This is a genomic window from Streptomyces sp. NPDC001406, assembly GCF_042895285.1.
Lineage (GTDB): Bacteria > Actinomycetota > Actinomycetes > Streptomycetales > Streptomycetaceae > Streptomyces.
The window spans coordinates 394108-417836 of the sequence record NZ_JBIAWG010000002.1; the positions used below are offsets into that span (position 1 = coordinate 394108).

Below are 23729 nucleotides of genomic sequence, written 5' to 3' on the forward strand. Positions count from 1 at the left end.
GGCATATTACTGCGGAGTCAGGGCCAACCGCCGTGCGGGCGCAGGGACAGAGGGTGTGCGAACCCGTCAAATGGGATGCCGGTGTTACGGCTGTCACCCTCTCCGCAGCAGCACCCTCCGCGCCGCCCGGGCCGCCCGCACCACCGGCCGTCGCGACCGGGGCACCGGCCCCGACCGCTCCAGCCACCACTCCCGCAGCTCCCGCCGCACCCCCGCGTCCTCGATCCGCCCCGCGAACAGCAACTGCCCCGCGAAGTCCAGCGCGTCCTGCCGGTAACCCCCGGTCATCGGGTGCCCGTGGGCGTAGTCGAGGAACGCCGGCCGGTACTCCGCCCCCAGCATCACCGCCAGCTCGGGCGCGATCTTCGCCACCACGTCCGCCCGCTTCGCGGCGAGCGCCCGCGCCTGAACCCCCATCCGCACCCGGTCGAACCCCTCGGGCACGGGCGTCCCGGCGACCAGCGAGGACAGCACCGCGGTCTGCGCGAGCGCGAGCCGTTCCCGGGTGTCGTCGTCGGCGGCGGCGACGGGCGGGGTCACGGCACCGGCCCGTGACGCCGCCCCGGAACCGGAGCGCATCGCCCGCCCCTCCTCCACCGCTCCCCGAATCGACTCCAACTCCCTCTCCAGCTCACCGGGTTCGGGGAAGTTCTCGTCCCGCTCCAGCAGCACGCCGGGCGGCGCCACCCGCGAGGCGAGGTTGGTCAGGATGTCGAGCACCGGTCGCGGTACGGGGTGGGCGTGGCTGTCGTGCCAGACGCCGTCCCGCTCGAAGCCGCCCGCGACATGCACATACGCGATGGCCTCCAGCGGCAGCTCGGCGAGCGCCTTGGCCGGGTCCTCGCCCCGGTTGACCTGGTTGGTGTGCAGGTTCGCCACATCGATGAGCAGCCGCACCCCGGTCCGCTCGGCCAGCTCGTACAGGAACTGCCCCTCGGTCAGCTCCTCGCCGGGCCAGGAGATCAGCGCGGCTATGTTCTCGACGGCGAGCGGCACGGGCAGCGCCTCCTGGGCGATGCGCACGTTCTCGCACAGCACGTCGAGGGCGTCCCGGGTGCGGGGCACGGGCAGCAGATGGCCCGCCTCCAGACGCGGGGAGGCGGTCAGCGGACCGCCCGCGCGCACGAACGCGATGTGCTCGGTGACCAGCGGCGCGCCCAGCGCCGCCACCCGCTCGGCGAGTGCGGTCAGCCGCCCCTCGTCGGGCCGGTCCGCGCCGCCGAGGCCGAGCGAGACACCGTGCGGCACCACGGTCACCCCGCGCCCGCGCAGCCGCAGCAGCGACTCGGGGAGGTGGCCGGGGCACACGTTCTCCGCCACGACCTCCACCCAGTCGATGCCGGGCATGCGCTCCACGGCGTCCGCGATCTCCGGCCGCCAGCCGATCCCCGTTCCCAGTCGCCGCATGGCCCTTCCCCCTCCTTCGCGTGACGGGGGTATCACCCCGGCGCCCGGCTCCGAACCACACCGCCCGCACCTTCAGAGCAACATTTGAGGTTCGCGGCAGAGCGGGATCCGAGATGCGCGGCCCGGAACCCGGCCCGGACCCGGCCTACCCGGGCACGCCCCGCGAGTCCACCGGATCCCGCCGCAGCGCCGGATGGTCGGCGACCACCGTGCAGGAGCCCGGCGCGATCTCCGTGAAGCCCGCGTCCCGTACCAACGGCAGCCCGCTGTCCGTCAGCCGGCCCCACTCGGCCGGGTCCGCGGTCCGTACCGAGAGCGGGAAGCCCGCGGCACGCCAGGCCGCGCGCTCCTCGTCGGACAGCTCCCACCAGGCGAGTTGGGCGCCGTGCCCGGCCTGGGCCATCGCCTTTCCGGCCGACATGCCGAGTTCGGGATTCATCCAGAGCACGGGCTGAGCACGGTCGGGTCCGGCAGGCGGCTCCGGGTCGTCGAGGTCGGTGCCCGACACCTGGAGCTTGGCCAGGTCCTTGGGCCAGCCGTCGAGCGGGACGGGCGGGAAGACCCGTACCTGCGCCGACCTGCCGGTCACCGTGATCCCGGGCAGCGCCTCCGCCCGCCGCCACTCCGCGCCACGGGCCCGCCGTACGACCTTGCGGATCCGGGCGTCCTGCCAGTCCCGCACGGCCTCGGCCCACTCGCCGTCTCCCAGCGCCCGCTCGTCGGCGAGCAGCACCAGCACGGAACGCGCGGCGGTCTCCAGCGCATCTGTACGGGCGGGCGGCGCACCGCGTTCGATGCGCACGACCAGCGGCAGCACGAACTGCGGCGCCTCGTCACGCGCACTGCGCTCGGACCGGAAAGGACTGTCACCGGGGGATGTCGAAACGTGGCTCACAACAGCCAACCCTAAAGCCGGACCAAAATGGCCCCATGCGACGTGATCTTCGGCTGGCCCGTGTAGGCCGCCGCTACGGCATACGCGGCCCCTGGGTGTTACGAGGCATCGACCTCACCGTCACGCCCGGCTCGCTCATCCGCGTGGAAGGAGCCAACGGCAGCGGCAAGTCCACCCTGCTCCGCATCCTCGCCGGGCTGGACGCGCCGACGGAGGGCCGTATCACCGGCCGCCCCCGCACGGCGTACGTCCCGGAGCGGTTCCCCTCGGCGCTCCCCTTCACCGCCGCCGGCTATCTCACCCACCTCGGCACCGTCCACGGCCTGTCCCGCCGGACCGCGGCCGGCGCCGCCGTCGCATGGCTGGACCGCTTCGGCGCCGCCGCCCATGCCGAAACGCCGATGGCCCAGCTGTCCAAGGGCAGCAGCCAGAAGGTCGCGGTGGCCCAGGCCCTGCTCGCGGAGCCCGAGTTCCTGGTGCTGGACGAGGCCTGGACCGGTCTCGACGCCGCGGCCAGGGCGGAACTGGAGCGGGCGGTCGCCGAGCGCACGGCCGCCGGATGTGCCGTCGTGTTCGTCGACCACGACCCGCACCGCCTGGCCGGGGCGCCCGACGCGACGTACACCGTCGTCGACGGCGCCCTCAACCTCCGTACCGGGAAGGAGAGTTCACCGGCCGGCCGGTACGCCGTCGTCATCGCGCAGGGCCCCTCGGGCGGACAACTGCCCCCCGACGCGGCACGGACGGTCACCTCGGCCGAGGAGACCGAGCCCCGTACCCACCGGCTCACCGTCCCCGAGTCCCACTCCGACGTCCTGCTCCGTGCCCTGCTGGCGGCCCGCCCGCCCTGGCACGTGGTGAGCGTGAGCCCCGGTACACCCCCCAAGACGCCGCCCGATCCCGAAAGCCGCCCATGACCGCACTCCTGCGTTACCAGACCGCACTCCTCGTACGCTCCCAGCGCTGGCTGCCGCCCGTCGTCCTGTACGCGGCCTTCCTCGCCGTCGGCGTGCAGAGTGGCCAGCCGGTGCTCGACTCGCTCGGCTACACGGCCGCGGCGCTGCTGCCGGTCGCCGCCTGGCTGGTGCGGATCTGTGTCACCAACGAGCCGCCCGCGGCCCGCGCCTGCGTCGCCGCCGCGGCCGGACCGGCCAGGGCCCACCTCGCCTGTCTCCTGGCGGCTCTCCTCGCGTCGGCGGCGCTCGGCACCGTGGCGACCCTGGCCGTCACGCTGATCAGCGACCCGGCGGCCAACGGCCATCGCGCCCACGTCCCACGCTTCGAGGCGGGCGCGGCCGGGCTCCTGGCCGGCCTCTCCTGCGCGCTGCTGGGCACGGCCGTCGGCGCGCTCACCAACTGGCCGCTGCTGCGCTCGCCCGGCCGGGCGGTGCCCGCGATGCTGCTGGCCGCGCTGCTGTCGGTGGTCGTCGCGGGCTCACCGGCGCAGGCGGCGGTGAAGGGGCTGGTCACCGGCTCGCAGTCGGGCCGGGTCCCGGTGCCGCTGCTGCCACTGGCCGCGGCGGCGCTGTTGACCGCCGCGGCCTTCGCCGTGGCCTGCGCGCTCACCCGCCGCCGGTCACCCTGAGCAGGCCGTGCGCTGCGCCTCCTGCCACTCACAGACCGGGCACAGCGTGATGCCCCTGTACGACGCGGGGTACTCCGTCGGCTTCCGGCACAGCACGCACTCCGCGTACGGCGGCCCGTCCGCGGGCTGCGACTCGGTGGTGTCGATGATCGTGCAGTAGTCCTCGTCGCTCATCTCTTCAGGGTAGGCCGGTCACCGGTGGCCACCGGTCTGGCCGATCAGCTCGGACACCTTCACGAACCTGAAGCCCCGCTTACGCAGTTCCGGTACGACCGTGCGCACCACCTGCTCCGTCGTCGGGGCCGCGCTGCGGGTGCAGTGCATCACGACCACCGAGCCGGGCTTCACCCCGTCCAGCACCTGCCGGGTGACGGCGTCGGCGTCGGTCGCGAACGCGTCCCCGCTCACCACGTCCCACTGCACCGCGGTGACGCCCAGGCCGCTCAGTGCGCGCAGCGCCTTCTGGTCGTAGCAGCCGCCGGGGAAGCGGAAGTACGGCATCGGCTTCGCCACCCCGGCCCTGCGGATCGCGGTGTACGCCCGCTCCACGTCCGTCCGCATCTTGTCGTCGCCGACGGTCGGCAGGCCGTAGCAGTCGCCGGTGAAGGCGTAGTGGCTGTAGGAGTGGTTGGCGACCTCGAACAGCGGGTCGTTGCCGAGGGAGCGGGCCTCGGCCGGGTACTGGTCGGCCCACCGGCCGGTCATGAAGACGGTGGCCGGGACCTTCAGATTGCGCAGCGTGGCGATGAGCGCCGGATTGTCGAAGTGCTCGCCGGAGGCCGCTCGCGGGCCCTGGTCGGCGGTCATGTCGGCGTCGAAGGTGAGGGCGACGGTCTTGCCCTGTGTGCGCGGGCCGTTCGTGAAGACCGGGGTGAGGCCGCCCGGGCCCGGGACGAGGGTGGACGGTCGTGAGGGGGACGCGGAAGCGGAGGTGGAGGACGATGTGGGGGCCTGGTGGGCGGCGTGCGGGGCGCTCGCGGTGCCGCAGGCGGCGAGGGCGGCGCCCAGGGCGCAGAGGGCGGTGACACGGCGTACAAGAGTGAACACCGTATGAAGGTATGATCGTAAATATGCTCATTCGACCGACGCGCCCTGCCGGTCGTACCGGAGTCACCCGCTCGGCCGCTCCGCCCGGTCAGCGGCCGTAACGGCCCGTCAGGGTGCCGGTGGCGAGGGTGTGGTCGGTCAGGGCGCGTCGGACGTCGTCGGGCGTTGCGTCGGGGGCGAGGTCCAGGCGCCGGTCGGCGGCATAGACCGTGACGACGTAGTGGTGCGGGTTGTCGCCCCTGGGCGGGCAGGGGCCGCCGTAACCCGTCTTGCGGAAGCCGTTGCGCCCCTGCGTCGCGCCCTGGGGTGCCTGCCCGGCGGCCAGCTCCGTGGTCCGCGGGCCGATGTTCCACGCCAGCCAGTGCGTGAACGTGCCGTGCGGGGCGTCGGGGTCCTCCATCATGAGGACCAGTCCGGTCGTGTCCGCGGGTACGCCGGAGAAGGCGAGCGGCGGCGACACGTCCTCGCCGTCGCAGGTGTGGCGGCGCGGGATCGTGCCGCCCTCGGTGAACGCGGAACTCGTCACCGTGATGCGGTGCGAGGCGGTGGGTGTGGGGGCCGGGCTGGGGGCGGACGAGCCGCCGCTGTCGCTCCCGCAGCCCGGGAGCAGGCCCATGGCGGCCACCAACGCGATCAGGAAGCTCCGGCGCATGCCCGGAACGTTAGCTCCGGGGGGCCGCGGAGTCACCGATGCCGGTGGGTTGCTGCGTGCCGTCGACGGCGGCGGACTGCTGCGCGTCGCCGGTGCCGACCGGCGGTTGCGGTTCGCTCTGTTGCGGTTCGCTCTGTCGCAGTTCGCCGCCGGCGTCCGCCGGGTGCGAGCCGGTGGTTCCGTCCGGCTGGTGCGACTCGGCGAGCGCGGCCGGCTGCTGGCCCCTTTCCAGGAAGCGCAGCAGCTCCACCGGGATGGGCAGCACCAGCGTGGAGTTCTTCTCGGCCGCCACGGCCATCACCGTCTGCAGCAGACGCAGCTGCAGTGCGGAGGGCGTGTCGGCCATCTGCTGCGCGGCCTCGGCCAGCTTCCTGGAGGCCTGGAGCTCGGCGTCGGCGTTGATGATCCTCGCCCGGCGCTCACGGTCGGCCTCGGCCTGCCGGGCCATGGAGCGCTTCATCGCGTCCGGCAGCGACACGTCCTTGATCTCGACCCGGTCGATCTGCACGCCCCAGCCGATGGCGGGGCTGTCGATCATCAGCTCCAGGCCCTGATTGAGCTTCTCGCGGTTGGAGAGCAGATCGTCGAGGTCGCTCTTGCCGATGATCGAGCGCAGAGAGGTCTGTGCCATCTGGGAGACGGCGAAGCGGTAGTCCTCGACGTTGATGGTCGCGGCCGCCGCGTCCACGACCTTGAAGTACACGACCGCGTCGACCCGCACCGTCACGTTGTCCCGAGTGATGCCCTCCTGGGCGGGCACGGGCATCGTGACGATCTGCATGTTGACCTTGTAGAGCCGGTCCACGACCGGGACGATCAGCGCGAGTCCCGGCGAACGGATCTCGCCCCGCAGACGGCCGAGCCGGAGGACCACCCCGCGTTCGTACTGCTTGACGACCCGCATCCCCGCGGACATGTACACCAGTCCGACGGCACCGGCCGCGATGATCGCCCCCAGCAGTTCCTGGAACATGACGACCTCCTCCATAAGAGGCCCTTTGTATCCACTCCTGCAACGATATGCCCGGTATCTGGTCTGCGGCCACGCCCCCCATGCCGCGGGACTCGGCCCGGGGGTCCGGGCGGGCTACTCGGCCGTCACGAGTGCCTTCGCGTCCCGGGCGAGTGCGGTGAGGCGGGATATCGCGCGGAAGTACTTCTTGCGGTAGCCGCCCTTCAGCATCTCCTCGCTGAACAGCTTGTCGAAGGGCAGCCCCGAGGCCAGCACGGGGACCTCACGGTCGTAGAGCCGGTCCGCGAGGACCACGAGGCGCAGCGCCGTCGACTGGTCCGGCACCGGCCGCACACCGACGAGGCACACCGCCTTCAGATCGTCGGTCAGCGCGCCGTACCGGCTGGGGTGCACCTTGGCCAGGTGGTCCAGCAGATGCGGGAAGTCGTCGAGCGAGGCGCCCGCGGTGGCGTACGCCGCCTTCGTCACCTGCTCGTCCGAGTACGGCGCCGGTGCCTCGGGCAGGCCGCGGTGGCGGTAGTCCTCGCCGTCGATGCGCAGGGCGCGGAAGTGGGCGGACAGGCCCTGGATCTCGCGCAGGAAGTCGGCCGCCGCGAACCGGCCCTCACCGAGCCTGCCCGGCAGGGTGTTGGAGGTGGCGGCGAGTGCGACACCGGCGTCGACGAGCCTGCCGAGCAGGGTGGACACGAGCACGGTGTCGCCCGGGTCGTCGAGCTCGAACTCGTCGATGCACAGCAGCCGGTGACCGGACAGGGTCTGGACGGTCTGCTGGAAGCCGAGGGCGCCGACGAGGTTGGTCAGCTCGACGAAGGTGCCGAACGCCTTGAGCGCGGGCTCGGCCGGCGTGGCGTGCCAGAGGGAGGCGAGGAGGTGGGTCTTGCCGACGCCGTACCCGCCGTCCAGATAGACACCGCGGGGTCCGGCCGGCGCCTTGGGCGCCTTGGCCTTGCCGAACCCGAAGAATCCCCGTCGGCCGGTGCCGATGGCGTGCGCCCCGCCGAGACCGGCCGCGAAGCCGTCGAGGACCTGTACGGCCTCGGTCTGGCTCGGCTGGTCCGGGTCCGGGAGGTACGTGGCGAAGCGGACCGAGTCGAAGCGCGGCGGCGGCACCATCTCGGCGACCAGCCGGTCCGCGGGGACGTGCGGCTCGCGGGCGCACAGGGACAACGGGGTCGCGTCGGCTATCGGGCTGAGGGCGGACGCGGCGGTGGATGACGACACGGTTACCCATGCTAAGCGCCGTGTCACACTGCACGACATGCGACGCCTGTTCCCTGTGACCGACGAAACAGCAGCCCAGCCCTTCGGTGGGGGCACCGAGAGGGAGGGTGCGCAGGCGGCCGAGGGGGGCGGTGGAGCCGGAGTGACCGGCGAGGTCCTCGGTGACCGGGAGTGGAGTCTTGCCGAGCTTGCGGCCGCATACGCCTACCCCGAGCCGGCGGCCGGCGGGCGGGGGACCTGGCTGCGGGCCAACATGGTGTCCACGCTCGACGGGGCCGCCCAGCACGAGGGCCGCTCGCAGCCCATCTCCAGCGCGGCCGACATGCGGATCTTCGGCACGCTGCGGGCGCTCGCGGACGTCGTCCTCGTGGGCGCGGAAACGGTACGGCAGGAGGCCTACCGCCCCGCACGCGCGCGTGCGGAGTTCGCGGACGCCAGGAAGGCGGCGGGGCAGGCCCCGGCCCCGGCGATCGCGGTCGTCACCGCGAGCCTGGACCTGGACTACTCGCTCCCGCTGTTCACCTCCCCCCAGGTGCCCACCCTGGTCCTGACCGGCGCCGCGGCGGCGCCGGACCGTGTCGCCGCCGCCGAGAAGGCGGGCGCGCGGGTGGTGATCGCGGGCGACGGTGCCGGAGTGGCGCCGGCGCGGGCCGTGGCGGCCCTCGCCGGCCTCGGCCACACCCGGCTGCTCACCGAGGGCGGCCCCCGGCTGCTGGGCCAGCTGATCGCCGCCGAAGCGCTCGACGAGCTCTGTCTGACCCTCTCCCCGATGCTCACCGCGGGCGACGCGCAGCGCATCGCCGGGGGGCCGGCGGTCGCGGTGCCGCGGCGCTTCGAACTGGTGTCGCTGCTGGAAGAGGCCGGGTTCCTGTTCGGTCGCTACCGTCGGTCATGAAATCAGCGGAATCTACCGTTCCGCTTGGCTTTCGACGGGCACACTAAATCCGGCAGTACCCGTGCGATCACGGGGCAGGATGGTTTCCGCAGGGCCTGACGCGGCCCACGGAGCAGAATGGGGCACTGGTGTTCACAAGTGTATTGATGATCGAGAAGGCCCTGACGTCCGCCGACGTGGAATTCGTCACCACCTTGCACGGAGACGAGCAGGTCTCCTTCCACGTGCTGCTCCAGCCTCGGGGCGACCAGGCCGACCGCCTCCTGCGGGCCATCGACGACATCGCGCTCGGCGAGCTCGACGAGGCGGCACGCGAACGCGAGACGCCCGAGGGCGCCGCCGCGAAGGAGCCCGCGGAGCAGGCCCTGGAGGTGTCCCTGAAGGCGCTGCGCGCGACGGGCGGCGAGGCGGAGGGCAGGCTGGTGGAGGACCACCCGCTGGACGCCCTGAAGGCCCTGGTCGACGAGATCGGCGCCGACGAGGTGATCGTCCTGACCGACCCCCACTACGTGGAGGAGTTCTTCCACCGCGACTGGGCGTCCCGGGCCCGCCACAAGGTCGGCGTACCGGTGCTCAAGCTGTTCTCGCACAGCAAGGCGTGACCGGCGACCGTGGCGGACGTGACGTGACCGGCGCCCGTAACGGACCTAATAGGTGTTGGGTGCGCCGGGGCCATATGGTGGTGCGCTGAATGTTCGCTTCGCCGCACCACTCCAGGGAGACGCACATGGCCCCGGGCCTTCCTACCGCCATGGACCGACCGCACTTCATCGGCATCGGCGGCGCCGGAATGTCGGGCATCGCGAAGATCCTCGCGCAGCGCGGGGCCAAGGTGGCGGGCAGTGACGCCAAGGAGTCGGCGACCGCCGAGGCGCTGCGCGCGCTGGGCGCGACCGTGCACATCGGGCACGCGGCCGAGCACCTCGCCGACGACGCCAGCTGTGTGGTCGTCTCGTCGGCGATCCGCAAGGACAACCCGGAGCTGGCCCGCGCCGCGGAGCTGGGCATCCCCGTGGTCCACCGCTCCGACGCCCTGGCCGCCCTGATGGAGGGCCTGCGCCCGATCGCGGTCGCGGGCACCCACGGCAAGACGACCACCACGTCGATGCTCGCGGTCTCCCTGTCCGAGCTGGGCCTGGACCCCTCCTACGCCATCGGCGGCGACCTGGACGCCCCCGGCTCCAACGCCCTGCACGGCGACGGCGAGATCTTCGTCGCCGAGGCGGACGAATCGGACCGCAGCTTCCACAAGTACGCGCCCGAGGTCGCGATCGTCCTCAACGTCGAGCTCGACCACCATGCCAACTACGCCTCGATCGACGAGATCTACGAGTCCTTCGAGACCTTCGCCGGCCGGATCGTGCCCGGTGGCACCCTGGTGATCTCCGCCGACCACGAGGGCGCCCGGAAGCTGACCGAGCGCCTGGCCGGATCGGTACGGACGGTGACGTACGGCGAGGCGGCGGACGCCGACGTACGCGTCCTGTCCGTCGTCCCGCAGGGCCTCAAGAGCGAGGTCACCGTGTCGCTGGACGGGACGGAGCTCACCTTCACGGTCTCCGTCCCCGGACGCCACTACGCCCACAACGCGGTGGCCGCCCTCGCGGCGGGCGTGGCGCTGGGCGTCCCCGCCGCACAGCTGGCGCCCGCGCTGGCCGCGTACACCGGTGTGAAGCGGCGTCTGCAGCTGAAGGGCGAGGCGGCCGGCGTCCAGGTCATCGACTCCTACGCCCACCACCCCACGGAGATGACCGCCGACCTGGAGGCGATGCGCGGGGCCGCGGGCGACTCCCGCATCCTCGTCGTCTTCCAGCCGCACCTCTTCTCCCGCACCCAGGAGCTGGGCAAGGAGATGGGCGAGTCCCTGGCCCTCGCGGACGAGTCCGTGGTCCTCGACATCTACCCGGCCCGTGAGGACCCGATCCCCGGCGTGACCAGCGATCTGATCATCGACGCGGCGCGCGCGGCGGGGGCGGTCGTCACGGCCCTGCACGACAAGACGGAGGTCCCCTCGGTGATCGCGGGAATGGCGAAGCCGGGTGATCTCGTTCTCACCATGGGCGCGGGTGACGTGACCGACCTGGGCCCGCGGATCCTGGATCACCTGTCGCAGCAGTGAGGGGCTGAGACTCATGTCGTACGACGTCGAGAAGCCGGACGAGCAGTGGCGCGCGGAGCTGACCCCGGCCGAGTACGCCGTCCTGCGCGAGGCCGGCACCGAGCCGGCCTTCGTCGGTGAGTACACGAACACCAAGGCCAAGGGCGTCTACTCCTGTCGTGCCTGCGGCGCCGAACTCTTCACCTCCGAGACCAAGTTCGACTCCCACTGCGGCTGGCCGTCCTTCTTCGACCCCAAGGACACCGACGCCGTCGAACTCCTGGAGGACCGCTCGCACGGAATGGTGCGCACCGAGGTGCGCTGCGCCCGCTGCGGCTCGCACCTCGGCCATGTCTTCGAGGGCGAGGGGTACGCGACCCCGACCGACCAGCGGTACTGCATCAACTCGATCTCTTTGCGGATGACCCCGGACGAGGGCTGAGACGAAACCGTCTGGTGTATTTTCGTAAAGTCACCTGATTTGTCTACAGGTGGGAGTGGTCCGGATGGCTCGCGACGGTCGGAGCGATGACGTCACGGCGCGCAGCCGTGAGCGCTTCCTGGCCGGGGGGCCGGTGGTCGCCGGGGTACGCAGCGAGATCCTGTCCTCGTGGAGCCGCTGCCAGTCCCTCGGACTGCGTCCGAGTCTGGGGACCACCTACCTGGGAGAACCCGACCTGGACACGGAACTCGTCCACGCGGCGGAGCCGGTGCTCGACGAAGTGGCCCGCGCGATCGCCGGAACCTGGTCCACCGTGATCCTCACCGATGGCGAGGGCGTGGTGCTCCGCTGCCTGACCGGCGAGCCGCAGATGACCCGGTATCTCGACACCGCGGGCGGCGGGGCGCCCGGCTTCAGCTTCCACGAGTCCCTCGGCGGTACCACGTCCATCGGCCTCGCGCTCGCGGAGCGGCGCGCCAGCCGCGTCTACGGCCATGAACACTTCGCCGACGCATGGACCGTGCAGGGCTGCGTGGCCGTACCCGTGCACGAGCCCCTGAGCGGACGCATCGTCGGCGTGGTGGACCTCGCGACCGAGTCGTCCGAGTTCACTTCGATGCTGGAAACCATGGCGCGCAAAGCCGCTCATGCCATCGAACGAAGGCTGCTGGAGCAGAAGACCGACCGGGAGCGCACCCTGCTGCGGGCCTACATGCAGACCGCGCGCCAGGTGCGGGCACCCGAGTTCAGGGACGGAAGGCAGATCGTCCTCGGTGCCCCGGCCGAGGACCTGCTGACGGGGTCCGACCGGCTGGTCCTGGAGGAGAAGGCGGCAGGACTGATCGCCTCGGGCCGCAGGGCCGCCATCGAGGTACCCGTGTCCGGTGGACGGGTGGTCACGCTCCTGGCGCGCCCGGTGGCGGACGTGTGCGAGGGGGTCGCGGTCGAGGTCATCGTTCCCGCGAGCGGCGCACTGTTCTCCGCGGGCGGGACGCCCGCTTCCACCCCGGTCGTGGCGCGAACCGATACGCCCGAAACGGCCCCCGGCGCCTGGCGCGGTCCTCCCACCGCGGTTCCGGCTCCCCCCGCGGCTCCGTCCGCAACGGCGGGCGGGGGGCAGTGCCACCGATGGCTGCTGGCCGTCGGGGAACCGGGGATCGGCAGGCTCGCCCTCGCGGCGCGGCGCCGCCTGGAACTGCTGCGCGAGTCCAGCCGCCGCATCGGCACCACGTTGGACGTCGTCCGCACGGCCGAAGAACTGGCCGAGGTGGTGGTCGAGAACTTCGCCGACGTCGTCACCGTCGACCTGTACCCCGCGGTGCTCCGCGGCGACGAGCCCTCGGTGGCCGGTGTCCTGCCGATGCAGCGCGCCGCAGTGGGCGGGATGGAGGGCTTCCCCTTCAGCGGGGTGGGCGAGCAGATCGGCTTCGCCCCCACCAGCCTGCAGGCGCAGTGTCTGGCCAGTGGCTCAGCGGCGATGGAGGCGGACCTGAAGGCCTCGCGATGCTGGGCCGCCGAGGACCCCGTACGTGCCTCGAAGATCCTCGCCCGGGGCATACACTCCCTCATCACCGTGCCGCTGAGCGCCCGCGGCGTGCCCCTGGGGATGGCCGGCTTCTACCGCTCGCGAAGGTCCGCGCCCTTCGAGGACGACGACGTCTCACTCGCCGAGGAACTGGTCGCCTGCGCCTCGCTCTGCATCGACAACGCGCGCCGCTACACGCGCGAGCACGCCACCGCGCTCGCCCTTCAGCGCAGTCTGCTCCCGCACGGCCTGCCCGAACAGAACGCGTTGGAGGTCGCCTACCGCTACCTGCCCGCGCACACCGGAGTCAGTGGTGACTGGTTCGATGTGATCCCGCTGTCGGGAGCCCGTATCGCACTTGTCGTGGGCGATGTGGTCGGCCACGGCGTCCAGGCCGCCGCCACCATGGGGCGGCTGCGCACCGCCGTGGACAACTTCGCCTCCTTCGAGCTCGCCCCCGACGAACTCCTCACGCATCTGGACGACCTGGTCGCCCGGATGGCCCGGGAGGACGGCAGCACGGACGCCTTCATCGGAGCCACCTGCCTGTACGGGGTGTACGACCCGACGACCCGCCGCTGCAGTCTCTCCCGCGCGGGACACCTCCCACCGGCGCTCATCTCCGGCGACGGGACGGTGACCTTCCCCGAGGTACCCGCCGCGCCACCGCTCGGCCTGGGCGGATTCCCCTTCGAGACGGTCGAGATCGAGCTGCCGGACGACAGCCAGCTGGTGTTCTACACCGACGGGCTCGTCGAGGACCGCGAACGGTGCATCGAGACCGTGCTGGAGGAGCTCCGGCACACTCTGGGCCACCCCGGACGCTCGCCGGAGGAGACCTGCCAGGCCGTCGTGGCGGCCCTGCCGCCGTCCCAGCCGGCCGAGGACGACGTCACCCTGCTCGTCGTCCGCCCCCGCGGTCTGGACGCCTCGGACATGGCCTGCTGGGACGGCCTTTCGCCGGACCCGGCCATCGTGTCCGAGATACGCGGAGCCGTGGTGCGGCAGCTCGCCGACTGGAACCTGGAAGAGGCCGTCTTCAGCACGGAGCTGATCCTCAGCGAACTGCTCACCAACGCCATCCGCCATGCCACCGGCCCCTTCCAGGTACGGCTGCTGCGCGATCGGATGCTCATCTGCGAGGTCGCCGACACCAGCAGTACGTCTCCGCATCTGCGGCAGGCCGACATGACCGACGAAGGCGGCCGCGGCCTCTTCCTCGTGGCCCAGCTCGCCCAGCGCTGGGGAACCCGTTACACACCCCGCGGCAAGGTCATCTGGGCCGAGCAGCCGATGCCCGGGGGCTGACCGGTCCCCACGGCCAGGCAGGAGACCAAGGCCTTGGAAGATCGATACGACTTCGTCATCGTCGGCGGGGGCTCCGCCGGCTGCGCGCTGGCGGCACGGTTCAGTGCCGATCCCGCCAACCGGGTGCTGGTGCTCGAAGCCGGACGCCCCGACTACCCGTGGGACGTCCTGATCAGCATGCCCGCCGCCCTGACCTTTCCCATCGGCAGCCGGTTCTACGACTGGAGGTACGAGTCCGAGCCGGAACCCTTCCTGCACGGCCGGCGGATCTACCACGCCCGGGGCAAGGTGCTCGGCGGCTCCAGCAGCATCAACGGGATGATCTTCCAGCGGGGGAATCCCCTGGACTACGAACGCTGGAGCGCCGACCCGGGGATGGCGAACTGGGACTACGCCCACTGCCTGCCGTACTTCAAGCGGATGGAGAACTGTCTCGCCGACCCGGAGGGGGAATTCCGCGGCCACCACGGGCCGCTCGTCCTCGAACGGGGACCGGCCGACAGCCCGCTGTTCACCGCCTTCTTCGAAGCCGTGCAGCAGGCGGGGTACCGGCTGACCGACGATGTCAACGGCTTCCGGCAGGAGGGCTTCGCCCCGTTCGACCGAAATGTGTACCGCGGTCGCCGGCTCAGCGCCGCCCGGGCCTATCTGCACCCAGCGATGAGCCGCCCCAACCTGTCGGTGCGGACCCGGGCGACGGTCACCCGCATCCTGTTCGAGGGCGGCCGGGCGGTGGGCGTGGAGTACCTCGCGCGGGGCCGCGGCGGGCTGCGCCAGAGCCGCGGTGCAAGGGTCGTCCTGTGCGGCGGGGCCGTCAACTCCCCGCAGTTGCTCCAGCTCTCCGGCGTGGGGAACGCGGACGAGCTGGCAGCGCTCGGCATCGAGCCGGTCCTGAACCTGCCGGGCGTCGGCGAGAACCTTCAGGACCACCTGGAGGCGTATGTGCAGCACGGCAGCAGGAGACCGGTGTCGGTGCAGCCCGCGCTCAAGCTGTGGCGGCGGCCCCTTGTCGCCGCCGAGTGGCTGCTCCTGCACCGCGGGCCCGGGGCGACGAACCACTTCGAGGCCGGCGGCTTCGTACGAAGCAATGAGGACGTGGCCTACCCCAACCTGATGTTCCACTTCCTGCCCGCCGCGGTCCGCTACGACGGGTCCTCACCCGCACACGGGCACGGCTATCAGGTGCATGTCGGGCCCATGTACTCGGACGCGCGGGGATCGGTGAAGATCGTCTCACGCGACCCGGGTACGCACCCCGCGTTGCGGTTCAACTACCTCTCGACCGCCAAGGACCGCCGGGAATGGGTCGAGGCGATCCGCATCACCCGGCACATCCTCGACCGGCCCGCCTTCGAGGAGTTCAGCAGCGGTGAGCTGTCCCCGGGCCCCGGGGTCGAGACCGAGGAGCAGATCCTGGACTGGGTGGCGGCCGACGGCGAGACCGCCCTCCACCCCTCGTGCACCTGCCGGATGGGCATCGACGAGGCATCGGTCGTGGACCCCGACACCATGGCGGTGCACGGCCTGGCGGGGCTGTACGTCGTGGACGCCTCCGTGATGCCGTACGTGACCAACGGCAACATCTACGCCCCGGTGATGATGCTCGCCGAGAAGTCCGCCGACATCATCCTCGGCAACAAGCCCCTGGCGCCCGAACACCTGGAGTTCTACCGGCACTCCGGCGCCGGATGAGCGTGTCGGCGGACGAGGTAGAGGGCGGCGCCGACGGCGGTGACGACGGCGGGGAAGAACAGGGCCCCCCACCGGTAGTACCAGGCGTCGCCGGGGTACACCGCGGCCCGTGGCCAGGCCACGTTGACGGTCATGGCCGTGCCGTACAGCACGGCGACGAGGTTCACGGCCAGGCCCCAGCGGCCGAGGGAGAAGTACGGCCCGTGGTCGGCGCGAGGCCATGTGCCACGCAGCCGACGCACCAGCATGGGGCCGGTCACCAGCAGGTACGGGACGTAGAACAGCACGATGCCGGCCGAGGTCAGGGTGTAGAACAGGTGCCGGTTGCCGAGGTTGACCACCAGCAGTGCGATGGTCAGCAGGCAGGTGAGGAGGGCCGGCACGACGGGGGTCCTGGAATGCGGGGAGACCCGGGAGACGGCCCGGCTGAAGGGCAGCCGGCCGTCGCGGGCCATGGAGAAAAGAAGCCGGATGGCCGCGGTCTGCACGGCCAGACAGCAGACGGTGACGGCGATCGCCACGCACACCAGGAAGACGGAGCCGAGCCCGGAGCCCAGCGTGGACTTGACCAGGTAGGGCATGCCCAGGTCGCGCAGCTCCTGGTCCCCGATGTCGCCGACCGCCATCATCGCGAACAGAATCAGCAGCCCGCCGGCGACGAACGCCGCAGTGAGCGCCCGCAGGATGGCGCGGGGCGCGTGGCGCCTGGGCTCCCTCGTCTCCTCCGCCAGCGATCCCGCGGTGTCGAAGCCGTAGAAGACGTAGGCGCTCGCGAGAGAGGCGACCAGGAACGCGCCGAGATAGCCGGAGGAGTGGCCGGCCCCGGTGCCGTGCGTCTCCAGGACGACCTGCGGCCCCCGTCTGACATGCATCGCCAGCATGACGATGAGCAGGGCCACGGCGACCAGCTCGACCACCACACCGAAGTCGTTGATCCTCGCCATCAGCCGGACACCGCACAGGTTGACCACGGTGGTGAAGACCACCAGACCGAGAGCGAGCACGATGGCGTTCTGGGCACCGCCGCGGGTGTCGGTCACACCCGCGTCGCCGGGACCGCCGAGGATCTGGAAGGCCGGTGAGATCTGCGGCAGGACGACCTGGTAGGCGACCGCGACGGCGGCCGCGGTCACCACCGCGCCGCCGGCCATGATCCACCCCGACAGCCACGAGGTGAGGGGCCGGGCGAGGTGTTTGGACCACTGGTACACCGAGCCGGCCAGCGGAAACTGTCCGACCATCTCGGCGAAGCACAGGGCGACGGCGAGTTGCCCGAGGAACACCAGCGGCCAGGTCCAGATGTACGCCGGGCCGCCGGAGGCGAAGCCGAAGCCGAAGAGCTGGAACACTCCGGTCAGGACCGAGATGTAACTGAAGCTCGCGGCGAAACTGGACAGCGGCCCGAGGGAGCGCTTCAGCTCCTGACGGTAGCCGAACCGTGCCAGGTCGTCGCTGTCGTCGCCGGGCAGCTCGGGAAGACGGCTCCTCGGGATCCTCACAGTTCCCATGATGGCGCCGTGGGCATATGCCGCATCCACAGCCGATGGATGCCCCGAATGCCCTGGTTTGAGATTCTGTGGGGGTGTTGGGTGTCGTGCGGTGGATCCGGTCCCGTCGAAGAACGACGGTGCAGGTCGGCGGGCAGAGCCGGGAGAACGGGCTGAGGGCGCTGCGCGTGGCGGCGGCCGGTATCGGCACGACGCCGGACGAGAGCACGACCTGCGCAGAGCTGGCCCGGGCCGTCGTGCGGCTGGCCGGCGGCTCGGCGGCCGTCATGCACCGTGTCGGCAGAAGCGTCTCCGGATACGACTCGATCACCGGGGACGCCGGCGCCCTGCCCGACGCCCGCTGGGCCGCCGCCGTGGCCCAGGACGCCGCGACCCCGGCGGCCGACGGCCGTGCGGAGCCGTGGACCGAGTACCCGGCCCACGGCGGGGCCCGGCCCGCGATCTGTCTGCCGCTGACCAGCGGGGAGCTCCAGTACGGCGTCCTCGTCTGCGCACGGGACGGACCGCCGTTCACCCGCTTTGAGGTGGAGCTTCTCGCCCTGCTGGCCGAGCGCGCCGCGTCCCACATCCGGCAGGCCCGCGAGTACGACCGGGTCAGCAGCACCGCCGCCGACCTGCAGCGCGCCCTGCTCGCCGAGCCGGGCCGGCCGCACCCCAACCTGGACGTCGCCGTCCGCTACCTGCCCGCGGGCACGCGCACGCTGGTCGGCGGCGACTGGTGCGAGACCGTACGGCTGCACTTCGGCCGCACCCTGCTCGTCGTCGGCGACGTCATGGGCCATGGCCTGGAGGCCGCCGTCGACATGAACGCGTACCGCTCCTCCCTGCGCTACATCGCCTCCGCCGACCTGCCCCCGCACCGGGTGCTGCGCCAGATGGACGACATCGCCTCCGGTGAGGCGGACCGCAGACCCGCCACCTGCCTGATCGCACGTGTCGACCCGGCCCGTGGCCAGCTCACCGTGGCCAGCGCGGGCCACCTGCCCGCCGCCCTGATCACGCGCGGCGGCCGCACCTCACTGCTGCCCGCCCCGGTCGGCCCACCGCTGGGCACCGGCTTCGGCGGCTACGAGTCGACCACGTACCGGATCGACCCCGACCAGACGCTGGTGCTGTTCACCGACGGCCTCGTCGAGCACCGCGGCGAGGACATCGACAGTTCCCTGCAACGCCTGGCCGAGATCCGCTTCGCGGTGGGCGCGGGCGTCCACGAGATCCTGGAGACCATCGTCAGCCGCCTCGACGTGAAGAACGCCGAGGACGACGTGGCGGTCATGGCGGCCCGCCCACGACTGCGCCACGGCGCCCACATTCCGCTGGAGGGCTCTCCCGAGATGGGGTGGTGAGCCCCACGGCCACCACCGCTTCACCCCGTGGCCTCCTCGCCCCGCCCGCTCACGCCCCCGCATGCACCAGCGCCGCCCAGGTCCACGGCAGGTCCGGCCGCTCCGCGCGCAGCGAGCGCACGGTGTGGTGCAGGGCCTGCGCTGCGGGCAGGGGGCCGGGGTGCAGCAGGGACGGGGCCAGCGTGCGGTGGAACCTGGCGGCGGCGTCGGCCGCGAAGGCGTCGCCGACCTCCCAGAGCGTGGCCACCGACTGGGCGTATCCGGCCAGCTGGAAGGCGGAGGCGAGATGGACGGCCTCGTCGGCCAGGGCGGGCGCGGCGCTGCCGCGGGCCGTGCCACAGGCCGAGAGATAGGCCAACTCGGCGGACTCCAGGCGCAGTTCGGCGATGTCCTGGAGGAACAGGTCGCCGTCGGCCAGCAGCAGCCGGCCCGCTGCCGGCTCCTCCGGGTCGCTGTCGGCGTGGCAGGCGAAGTGCACCAGGGACGCGGCCGGCACGGCCGTGCGCACCGCGTCCCTGGTGGCGGCCGCTCCGATCAGCGGGACCCCGCCGCCCGCCGCGACCGCCTCGGCGGCCTCGGCGACCGTACGGGCCAGGGGCGCCTGCCCCGCCGTCTCCGGCATGGCCACGGCCAGGGTGCTGCGCCGGCCGGGTGCCGCGCGCCGGCGGGCCCGGCTGAAGAGCAGGGCGCGCAGCGTCGGCGTGTAGGAGGAGGCGACCCGGTCCAGGACGGCCGCGCCGGCCGGCGCGTCCGGGCCGTGGTGCCCGGCGGCGTGCAGCGGGAAGGAGTTGAGCACACCGGACGGTGACCACCACAGCCGGGGCCACGGCGCTCCCGGGTCATGGGGGTCCCCCCTGTCCGAGCGCAGCCGAGAACCTGGGGGACGGCCGGTCAGTCCGAGGGCGTCCAGGACCGGTTCGGCCAGGACGTCCCAGAGCCAGGCCAGGGTGCCCGTGAAGATGTCCCGCGCCTCCTCGAACAGCGGATCGCGCGGTCCGGCCGTGAGCGCCTCGACCGCGATCCGGAACGACTCGGCCTGCGCCGCCAGGTCGGCGGCGTCCAGCTCGGGCAGCGGCACCGTGCGCAGCCCGTCCGCGCACAGCGCCAGGGCGTCGCAGCGGCGGGGATGGACGTTGACGCTCACCACCGGGCCCTCCGCGGCGGCGGGCAGCAGGTCGTCCAGGCCGAGCGGCAGCGGGGTGAGGAAGCGCCGGAAGCCGGGGCGCCGCTGGAGCTCGGCGACCAGCCGGGCGGCGTCCCCGGAGGCAAGACGCACCGCCTCGAACTCGTCCGGGTCGGCCCAGTGGCCGGGCTCCACCCTGCGACGCAGCGCCCGGACCTCGTCCAGCGCGGCGCGCAGCCGGGCGTGCAGGTCGGCGTCCGCGCCGTGCAGGACCTCCAGTTCGCGACGGGTGTTGAGCGCGGTGGACAACAGGTGCGCCCGGCCGTCCTCCAGGGTCTCCAGCGCGTCCACGGGGTCCCGTTCGTCGAGCGCCCTGGCGGCGCGGTCGGACGCCATCCGGGTGATCCGGCTGAACGACCGGGCGGCCGGTCGATCCGGCGACCTGGACTGTTCGAGATGTGAGCGGGTGGCCGAGGTCCACTGCGTCAGCAGCATCGCGGTGCGCAGCCCGGGATCGGGTACGGCGGTCAGCTCGCGGGCGAGGGCCACGGCCTCCTCGAAATCCGCCTCCTCGGGCCACAGCGCGTGCCGGAAGAAGAGCGAGACGGCGAGGGACGTCCTTGCCTCGTCGTACTCCGGTGTCCCCGGGGCGAGCCGGGTCAGTCTGCGGCGGGCGCCCCGCACCCCTTCCTCCAGGGCCTCCAGCTGGTCGAACGGCGACTCTGAGGAGAACATCAACGCCGTGTGCGCGCCGAAGAGTTCGGGAGCGATCCCCAACTGCCGCAGCTGCTCGGGCATGTCGTCGAACATCTCCCGCAGCAGGGGCAGGGACCTGCGCAGGGACCGCAATCGGGCCGGGCCCTCCTCCGGCTCGTTCATCGACTCGTAGGTGATCTTCTGCAGGCGCAGCAGGTTCCGGCTGCCCTTCAGCAGACCGTGCTCGCGGGGGTCGGCCGGGAGCAGGCCGAGCAACCGCTCGTGGACGTCAAGGAGTTCGTCGAGGGCGCCGGGGTCCACCGGCCCCTCGACGTCCGGTGCGGACCCGGTGCCCTCACCCGCGAGGAAGTCGGCGAGGGCCTGTTCGCGCTCCGACTCGGGCAGCCGGGCGATGCGCCGGGCCTGGAGCTCCATGGTCTTGGCGAAGAGGTCGCTCAGGGAAACCTGTTCCGGGTAGCCCAGCACCAGGCTGCCGAGCTCCATCAGCTCCTGGCCGCGGCTGCCGCCCTGCTCCGTGCCCAGGCCGATGAGCTGCAGCACCGCGCCCAGCGGATGCCCGGCCGGGTCCCCCGACAGCGCGGACCGCATGGCGCTGTCTACGGCCTCCCAGTCCTCCCGCTGCTCCGGCGTGAGGTCCGAGCGGGAGGCCAGCTCCCCCTGGAGCATCGACGCCTGGAAGAGCAGCACCTGCACCTGCTCCGCCCGCTCGGCGTCACCGGCGAACAGCGCACCGGCCTCGGTCAGCAGTCCCACGGCCTCCCGCGGCTGCTGGGCCACCACCAGGTTCGCGGCCAGCCGCAGCAGGAGCTCACCGCGCTCCGGGTGCCCGTCGGGAGTGAGCCCGAGCAGTCGCCGCAGGGCCCCGGCGGCCTGTGAGGCCTGTGCGGCGGCCCCTGGCCGGTCGTCGTCCGGGATGCCGATCAGCTCGGCGTCGGCGAGCCGGCCGAGCCGTTCGCGCAGCTGCTCCGGCTGCCCGTCGTCCGTCAGGTCCAGCGAGCGCCGCAGCGCGGCCACGGCCTCCTCCCGCAGCTCCGGACCCACCGTTTCGCCGGCCTCCGCGCTCCGGGCGAGGACGACGAGGGCGTAGCCGAGGTCGGAGTACATCTGCGCCCTGTTCTGATCGCCCTCGGTGGCGGCCCGGGTTGCCGTGCGCAGCATCGCGACGGCCTCGGGCACCGGGGTGCGGTCCTGGCGCTGCTCCGCCGAGGCGAGCAGCGCCAGACCCAGCCCGTTGGCGCAGCGGGCGTGGTTGGGATGGCCCGGGGGAGTCGCGGTGAACGCGGTGCGCAGGACGTCGACGGCCTCGGTGAGCCGCTCGGGTCCGCTGTCCCCGTGGACGGCGCTCAGCAGCAGCGCGTATCCGAGGTTGCAGCCGGCCAGCGCGCGGTCGGGGCCTTCCGGCGACAGATACGGAAGGGAGTCCCGGGTCAGCCCGGCCGCGAGTGCGAAGGCCTCCGGATACGGCAGCGCGACGGCCAGCTCCATCACCAGCATCGCCAGATTCGTCAGGGCTTCGGCGTGCCGCTGGACGAGCTCCGCCGGCTCCTCGGGCCGCCAGGCGTCGGGGCCCGCCATCCCGTCGAGCGCGGCACGCAGCTCGGGGGGCAGGACGTCCTCCTGTCCCGGCAGGTGGAAGTAGAAGGGGGCGAGCAGCGTCAGGCCGTACCGGCTCTCCCGCTCGGCGGTGGGGGCGTCCGGCCGGTCGTGCGCGCGGAACAGGTGCGTCACGCCCAGGACGTACACCACCTCCGGGTCGAGTCCGAAGCCGCCGTCCGGGGCGGGGCCCATCAGGTGCCACAGCAGCCGGCCGGTCTCGCCGTGCGCCTCCTCGGTGTGCAGACGCGCGTTGCCGGCGGGACCGCCGGTCCCCTCCAGCCGCTCCCGTACGGCCGCAAGCAGCCGCGCGCGCTCGGCCGGCCGGTCGAAGTCTCCGGGCCGCCGGCCCGGATCCGTCGTGTCCGTCGTCATGTTCCGTACCCCTGATCCGAGTCGTCCCCGATGCCGGTCACGTCACAGTCGCCGCGGCCCCGCCCCCTTCCGGAACCGTTCGGTGAGCGCGGGGCCCAGGCTCGCCCGGACCGAACGGGTCTCCTCGTCGAACCGCTCGGACAGCTCCGGGAGATGGACGTCGATGGCCGACTCCACCAACTCCGCATACACATCGGCCCGTTCACGGCCCCGCCGCCAGGCCACCAGTGCCGCGCACGCCCCGGCCGCGGCGCTCGGCCACCACACCGCGCCCAGCAGCAGATACAGCACCGCCCAGCCGCCGAGCCGCAGTGTCTCGTCCAGCCGCTGCCGGGCCTCGGCGAGCGGCGTGCGCGTGGAGTCGGGCAGCACGAGCCACAACCGGGGCCAGGCGTCGGCGAGTTCGAGCCGGTACTCCAGGCGGATCCGCACCGCGGGAGCACGCAGCCGGTCCCCGGTCCAGGTGGGGCACTGCGGCGGGACCAGCGCCACCTGGTTGCGCCGCACCTCCAGCTCGCCCACCCGGACGCCGTCCTCGCCCTCGTCCCGGGCCCGTCGGCAGGCCTCGTCCCGCTCCCGCCAGATCCGGCCCCTCCGCCCCGTGAGCGCGTCGGCCGCCCCGCCCAGGGGCCAGGGCCAACTCCCCAGCAGGGCACGCTCGTACGGTCCGGAGAGCGCGTCGGCCAGCAGCCCGGCGGCGAAGGAAGCGGCGAGTGCGCCGAGGAGCAGTACGGCCGTACGGGTCGAGCCCGAACCGGAACTCAGCCCGGTCAGCCGGTGCCGCAGCAACTCCACGTCGGACCAGTGGTCCTGACGCAACGTCATGCCTGCCGCCAGAGCGCAGGTGAACAGCAGTCCGGGCAGCACCACCGCCCCCGCCCAGCGCTCGGCCAGCTTCCGTCCTACGTCGGTGACGAATCCGGTGAGCATGCCCGTCCACTCAGCTCTCGGCCTCGAAGCGCAGCGCCAGGTCGAAGACCTCGCACACCGGCCGCTGCGCACCGGCCGACCGCTGTTCCCGCCGCGCGCAGACCCCGCGCGGACAGACGTGGACGCCGAGCAGGGCGCGCGGCGCGGCGTCCGCGACCCGGGGCGGCAGGGTCGAGCGCGCTTCGTCCTCCTGCACATCCGGTGCCGAACGTCGGAGCGGCAGACCCAGGGCGGCCAGATGCTCCTCGATCGGCTCACCGGCCCGCGCGGCCGTCACCGCGCGGTCGATCGCCAGCCGTCTCGCCGCGCCCACCGGCCCCCGGTACATCCGCCGCAGTCGCGGCAACTGCTGGCAGAACAGAGCCAGTTGATGATCGTGGTCCTCGTGTGACGACAC

20 protein-coding genes are annotated in these 23729 nt (G+C 72.6%); 9 read left to right on the top strand and 11 right to left on the bottom strand.

The window, feature by feature from the left end; all coding sequences use genetic code 11:
* Positions 1 to 93: 93 nt before the first annotated feature.
* Positions 94 to 1407 carry a DUF692 domain-containing protein gene (locus tag ACFY1J_RS05860; RefSeq protein ID WP_390707407.1) on the bottom strand — a complete coding sequence of 438 codons (1314 nt, stop codon included), beginning with the start codon at positions 1405 to 1407 and terminating at the stop codon, positions 94 to 96.
* A 145-nt stretch (positions 1408 to 1552) separates the two neighbouring features.
* Positions 1553 to 2302 carry an aminoacyl-tRNA hydrolase gene (locus ACFY1J_RS05865; RefSeq protein WP_390707406.1) on the bottom strand — a complete coding sequence of 250 codons (750 nt, stop codon included), beginning with the start codon at positions 2300 to 2302 and terminating at the stop codon, positions 1553 to 1555.
* 35 nt (positions 2303 to 2337) lie between these two features.
* Between ACFY1J_RS05865 and ACFY1J_RS05870 the strand changes: the two genes are divergently transcribed.
* Positions 2338 to 3219, top strand: a complete 882-nt coding sequence (locus tag ACFY1J_RS05870) for an ATP-binding cassette domain-containing protein (protein ID WP_390707405.1) — start codon at positions 2338 to 2340, stop codon at positions 3217 to 3219.
* On the top strand, positions 3216 to 3887 hold the full coding sequence (locus ACFY1J_RS05875) for an ABC transporter (RefSeq protein ID WP_390707404.1): 672 nt from the start codon (positions 3216 to 3218) through the stop codon (positions 3885 to 3887). Before ACFY1J_RS05870 ends, ACFY1J_RS05875 begins: the two co-directional genes overlap by 4 nt.
* On the opposite strand, the gene ACFY1J_RS05880 is transcribed toward ACFY1J_RS05875, so the two are convergent.
* From ACFY1J_RS05880 to zapE, 5 genes are all read right to left on the bottom strand, one after another.
* Positions 3879 to 4061, bottom strand: a complete 183-nt coding sequence (locus ACFY1J_RS05880; protein WP_390707403.1) for a hypothetical protein — start codon at positions 4059 to 4061, stop codon at positions 3879 to 3881. The two genes, ACFY1J_RS05875 and ACFY1J_RS05880, sit on opposite strands and share 9 nt — an antisense overlap.
* A gap of 18 nt (positions 4062 to 4079) precedes the next feature.
* Positions 4080 to 4934 carry a polysaccharide deacetylase family protein gene (locus ACFY1J_RS05885; RefSeq protein WP_390707402.1) on the bottom strand — a complete coding sequence of 285 codons (855 nt, stop codon included), beginning with the start codon at positions 4932 to 4934 and terminating at the stop codon, positions 4080 to 4082.
* 88 nt (positions 4935 to 5022) lie between these two features.
* Positions 5023 to 5586 carry a YbhB/YbcL family Raf kinase inhibitor-like protein gene (locus tag ACFY1J_RS05890; RefSeq protein ID WP_390730743.1) on the bottom strand — a complete coding sequence of 188 codons (564 nt, stop codon included), beginning with the start codon at positions 5584 to 5586 and terminating at the stop codon, positions 5023 to 5025.
* Positions 5587 to 5596: 10 nt separating this feature from the next.
* Complete coding sequence (locus ACFY1J_RS05895) at positions 5597 to 6559, bottom strand: slipin family protein (protein ID WP_390730744.1); 963 nt, start codon at positions 6557 to 6559, stop codon at positions 5597 to 5599.
* 114 nt (positions 6560 to 6673) lie between these two features.
* Positions 6674 to 7780 (bottom strand): cell division protein ZapE, encoded by a 1107-nt coding sequence (zapE, locus tag ACFY1J_RS05900; RefSeq protein WP_390707399.1) that lies wholly within the window; start codon positions 7778 to 7780, stop codon positions 6674 to 6676.
* Between the two features lie 37 nt (positions 7781 to 7817).
* On the opposite strand from zapE, the gene ACFY1J_RS05905 reads away from it, so the two are divergent.
* The 6 genes from ACFY1J_RS05905 to betA all read left to right on the top strand — a co-directional run bounded on the left by ACFY1J_RS05905 (position 7818) and on the right by betA (position 15740).
* Positions 7818 to 8675: a pyrimidine reductase family protein gene (locus ACFY1J_RS05905; RefSeq protein ID WP_390730745.1), complete on the top strand. Its 858-nt coding sequence runs from the start codon at positions 7818 to 7820 to the stop codon at positions 8673 to 8675.
* 128 nt (positions 8676 to 8803) lie between these two features.
* The gene (locus ACFY1J_RS05910; protein ID WP_390707397.1) at positions 8804 to 9277 is read left to right on the top strand and encodes an indole-3-glycerol phosphate synthase; all 474 of its coding nucleotides are present in this window, start codon (positions 8804 to 8806) and stop codon (positions 9275 to 9277) included.
* Positions 9278 to 9402: 125 nt separating this feature from the next.
* On the top strand, positions 9403 to 10794 hold the full coding sequence (gene murC, locus ACFY1J_RS05915; RefSeq protein ID WP_390707396.1) for a UDP-N-acetylmuramate--L-alanine ligase: 1392 nt from the start codon (positions 9403 to 9405) through the stop codon (positions 10792 to 10794).
* Positions 10795 to 10807: 13 nt separating this feature from the next.
* Positions 10808 to 11215 carry a peptide-methionine (R)-S-oxide reductase MsrB gene (gene msrB, locus ACFY1J_RS05920; protein WP_390707395.1) on the top strand — a complete coding sequence of 136 codons (408 nt, stop codon included), beginning with the start codon at positions 10808 to 10810 and terminating at the stop codon, positions 11213 to 11215.
* 64 nt (positions 11216 to 11279) lie between these two features.
* Entirely contained in the window at positions 11280 to 14048 is a 2769-nt protein-coding gene (locus tag ACFY1J_RS05925) for a SpoIIE family protein phosphatase (RefSeq protein ID WP_390730746.1), read from the top strand.
* A 33-nt stretch (positions 14049 to 14081) separates the two neighbouring features.
* A complete protein-coding gene (gene betA / locus ACFY1J_RS05930) occupies positions 14082 to 15740 on the top strand; it encodes a choline dehydrogenase (RefSeq protein WP_390707393.1) in 1659 nt (552 codons plus the stop codon).
* On the opposite strand, the gene ACFY1J_RS05935 is transcribed toward betA, so the two are convergent.
* Positions 15716 to 17248 carry an amino acid permease gene (locus tag ACFY1J_RS05935; protein WP_390707392.1) on the bottom strand — a complete coding sequence of 511 codons (1533 nt, stop codon included), beginning with the start codon at positions 17246 to 17248 and terminating at the stop codon, positions 15716 to 15718. The genes betA and ACFY1J_RS05935 overlap by 25 nt on opposite strands.
* 86 nt (positions 17249 to 17334) lie before the next feature.
* On the opposite strand from ACFY1J_RS05935, the gene ACFY1J_RS05940 reads away from it, so the two are divergent.
* Positions 17335 to 18594, top strand: coding sequence for a PP2C family protein-serine/threonine phosphatase (locus tag ACFY1J_RS05940; RefSeq protein WP_390730747.1), 1260 nt, complete (start codon positions 17335 to 17337; stop codon positions 18592 to 18594).
* A gap of 49 nt (positions 18595 to 18643) precedes the next feature.
* Here ACFY1J_RS05940 and ACFY1J_RS05945 read toward each other — a convergent pair whose 3' ends face one another.
* The 3 genes from ACFY1J_RS05945 to ACFY1J_RS05955 are packed head-to-tail and all read right to left on the bottom strand — an operon-like array spanning position 18644 to position 23729.
* Complete coding sequence (locus ACFY1J_RS05945) at positions 18644 to 22402, bottom strand: CHAT domain-containing protein (RefSeq protein WP_390730748.1); 3759 nt, start codon at positions 22400 to 22402, stop codon at positions 18644 to 18646.
* Between the two features lie 42 nt (positions 22403 to 22444).
* Entirely contained in the window at positions 22445 to 23332 is an 888-nt protein-coding gene (locus tag ACFY1J_RS05950; protein ID WP_390730749.1) for a hypothetical protein, read from the bottom strand.
* Positions 23333 to 23342: 10 nt separating this feature from the next.
* Positions 23343 to 23729, bottom strand: a complete 387-nt coding sequence (locus ACFY1J_RS05955) for a hypothetical protein (protein ID WP_390707388.1) — start codon at positions 23727 to 23729, stop codon at positions 23343 to 23345.

Excerpts from the sequence above, each read along its gene's own strand:
- ACFY1J_RS05890 (WP_390730743.1), bottom strand. The coding sequence starts at position 5,586 with ATGCGCCGGAGCTTCCTGATCGCGTTGGTGGCCGCCATGGGCCTGCTC.
- murC (WP_390707396.1), top strand. The coding sequence starts at position 9,403 with ATGGCCCCGGGCCTTCCTACCGCCATGGACCGACCGCACTTCATCGGC.
- ACFY1J_RS05935 (WP_390707392.1), bottom strand. The coding sequence starts at position 17,248 with ATGGGAACTGTGAGGATCCCGAGGAGCCGTCTTCCCGAGCTGCCCGGC.
- msrB (WP_390707395.1), top strand. The coding sequence starts at position 10,808 with ATGTCGTACGACGTCGAGAAGCCGGACGAGCAGTGGCGCGCGGAGCTG.
- ACFY1J_RS05870 (WP_390707405.1), top strand. The coding sequence starts at position 2,338 with ATGCGACGTGATCTTCGGCTGGCCCGTGTAGGCCGCCGCTACGGCATA.
- ACFY1J_RS05945 (WP_390730748.1), bottom strand. The coding sequence starts at position 22,402 with ATGACGACGGACACGACGGATCCGGGCCGGCGGCCCGGAGACTTCGAC.
- ACFY1J_RS05905 (WP_390730745.1), top strand. The coding sequence starts at position 7,818 with ATGCGACGCCTGTTCCCTGTGACCGACGAAACAGCAGCCCAGCCCTTC.
- ACFY1J_RS05895 (WP_390730744.1), bottom strand. The coding sequence starts at position 6,559 with ATGTTCCAGGAACTGCTGGGGGCGATCATCGCGGCCGGTGCCGTCGGA.
- ACFY1J_RS05880 (WP_390707403.1), bottom strand. The coding sequence starts at position 4,061 with ATGAGCGACGAGGACTACTGCACGATCATCGACACCACCGAGTCGCAG.
- ACFY1J_RS05875 (WP_390707404.1), top strand. The coding sequence starts at position 3,216 with ATGACCGCACTCCTGCGTTACCAGACCGCACTCCTCGTACGCTCCCAG.
- ACFY1J_RS05950 (WP_390730749.1), bottom strand. The coding sequence starts at position 23,332 with ATGCTCACCGGATTCGTCACCGACGTAGGACGGAAGCTGGCCGAGCGC.
- ACFY1J_RS05925 (WP_390730746.1), top strand. The coding sequence starts at position 11,280 with ATGGCTCGCGACGGTCGGAGCGATGACGTCACGGCGCGCAGCCGTGAG.
- ACFY1J_RS05860 (WP_390707407.1), bottom strand. The coding sequence starts at position 1,407 with ATGCGGCGACTGGGAACGGGGATCGGCTGGCGGCCGGAGATCGCGGAC.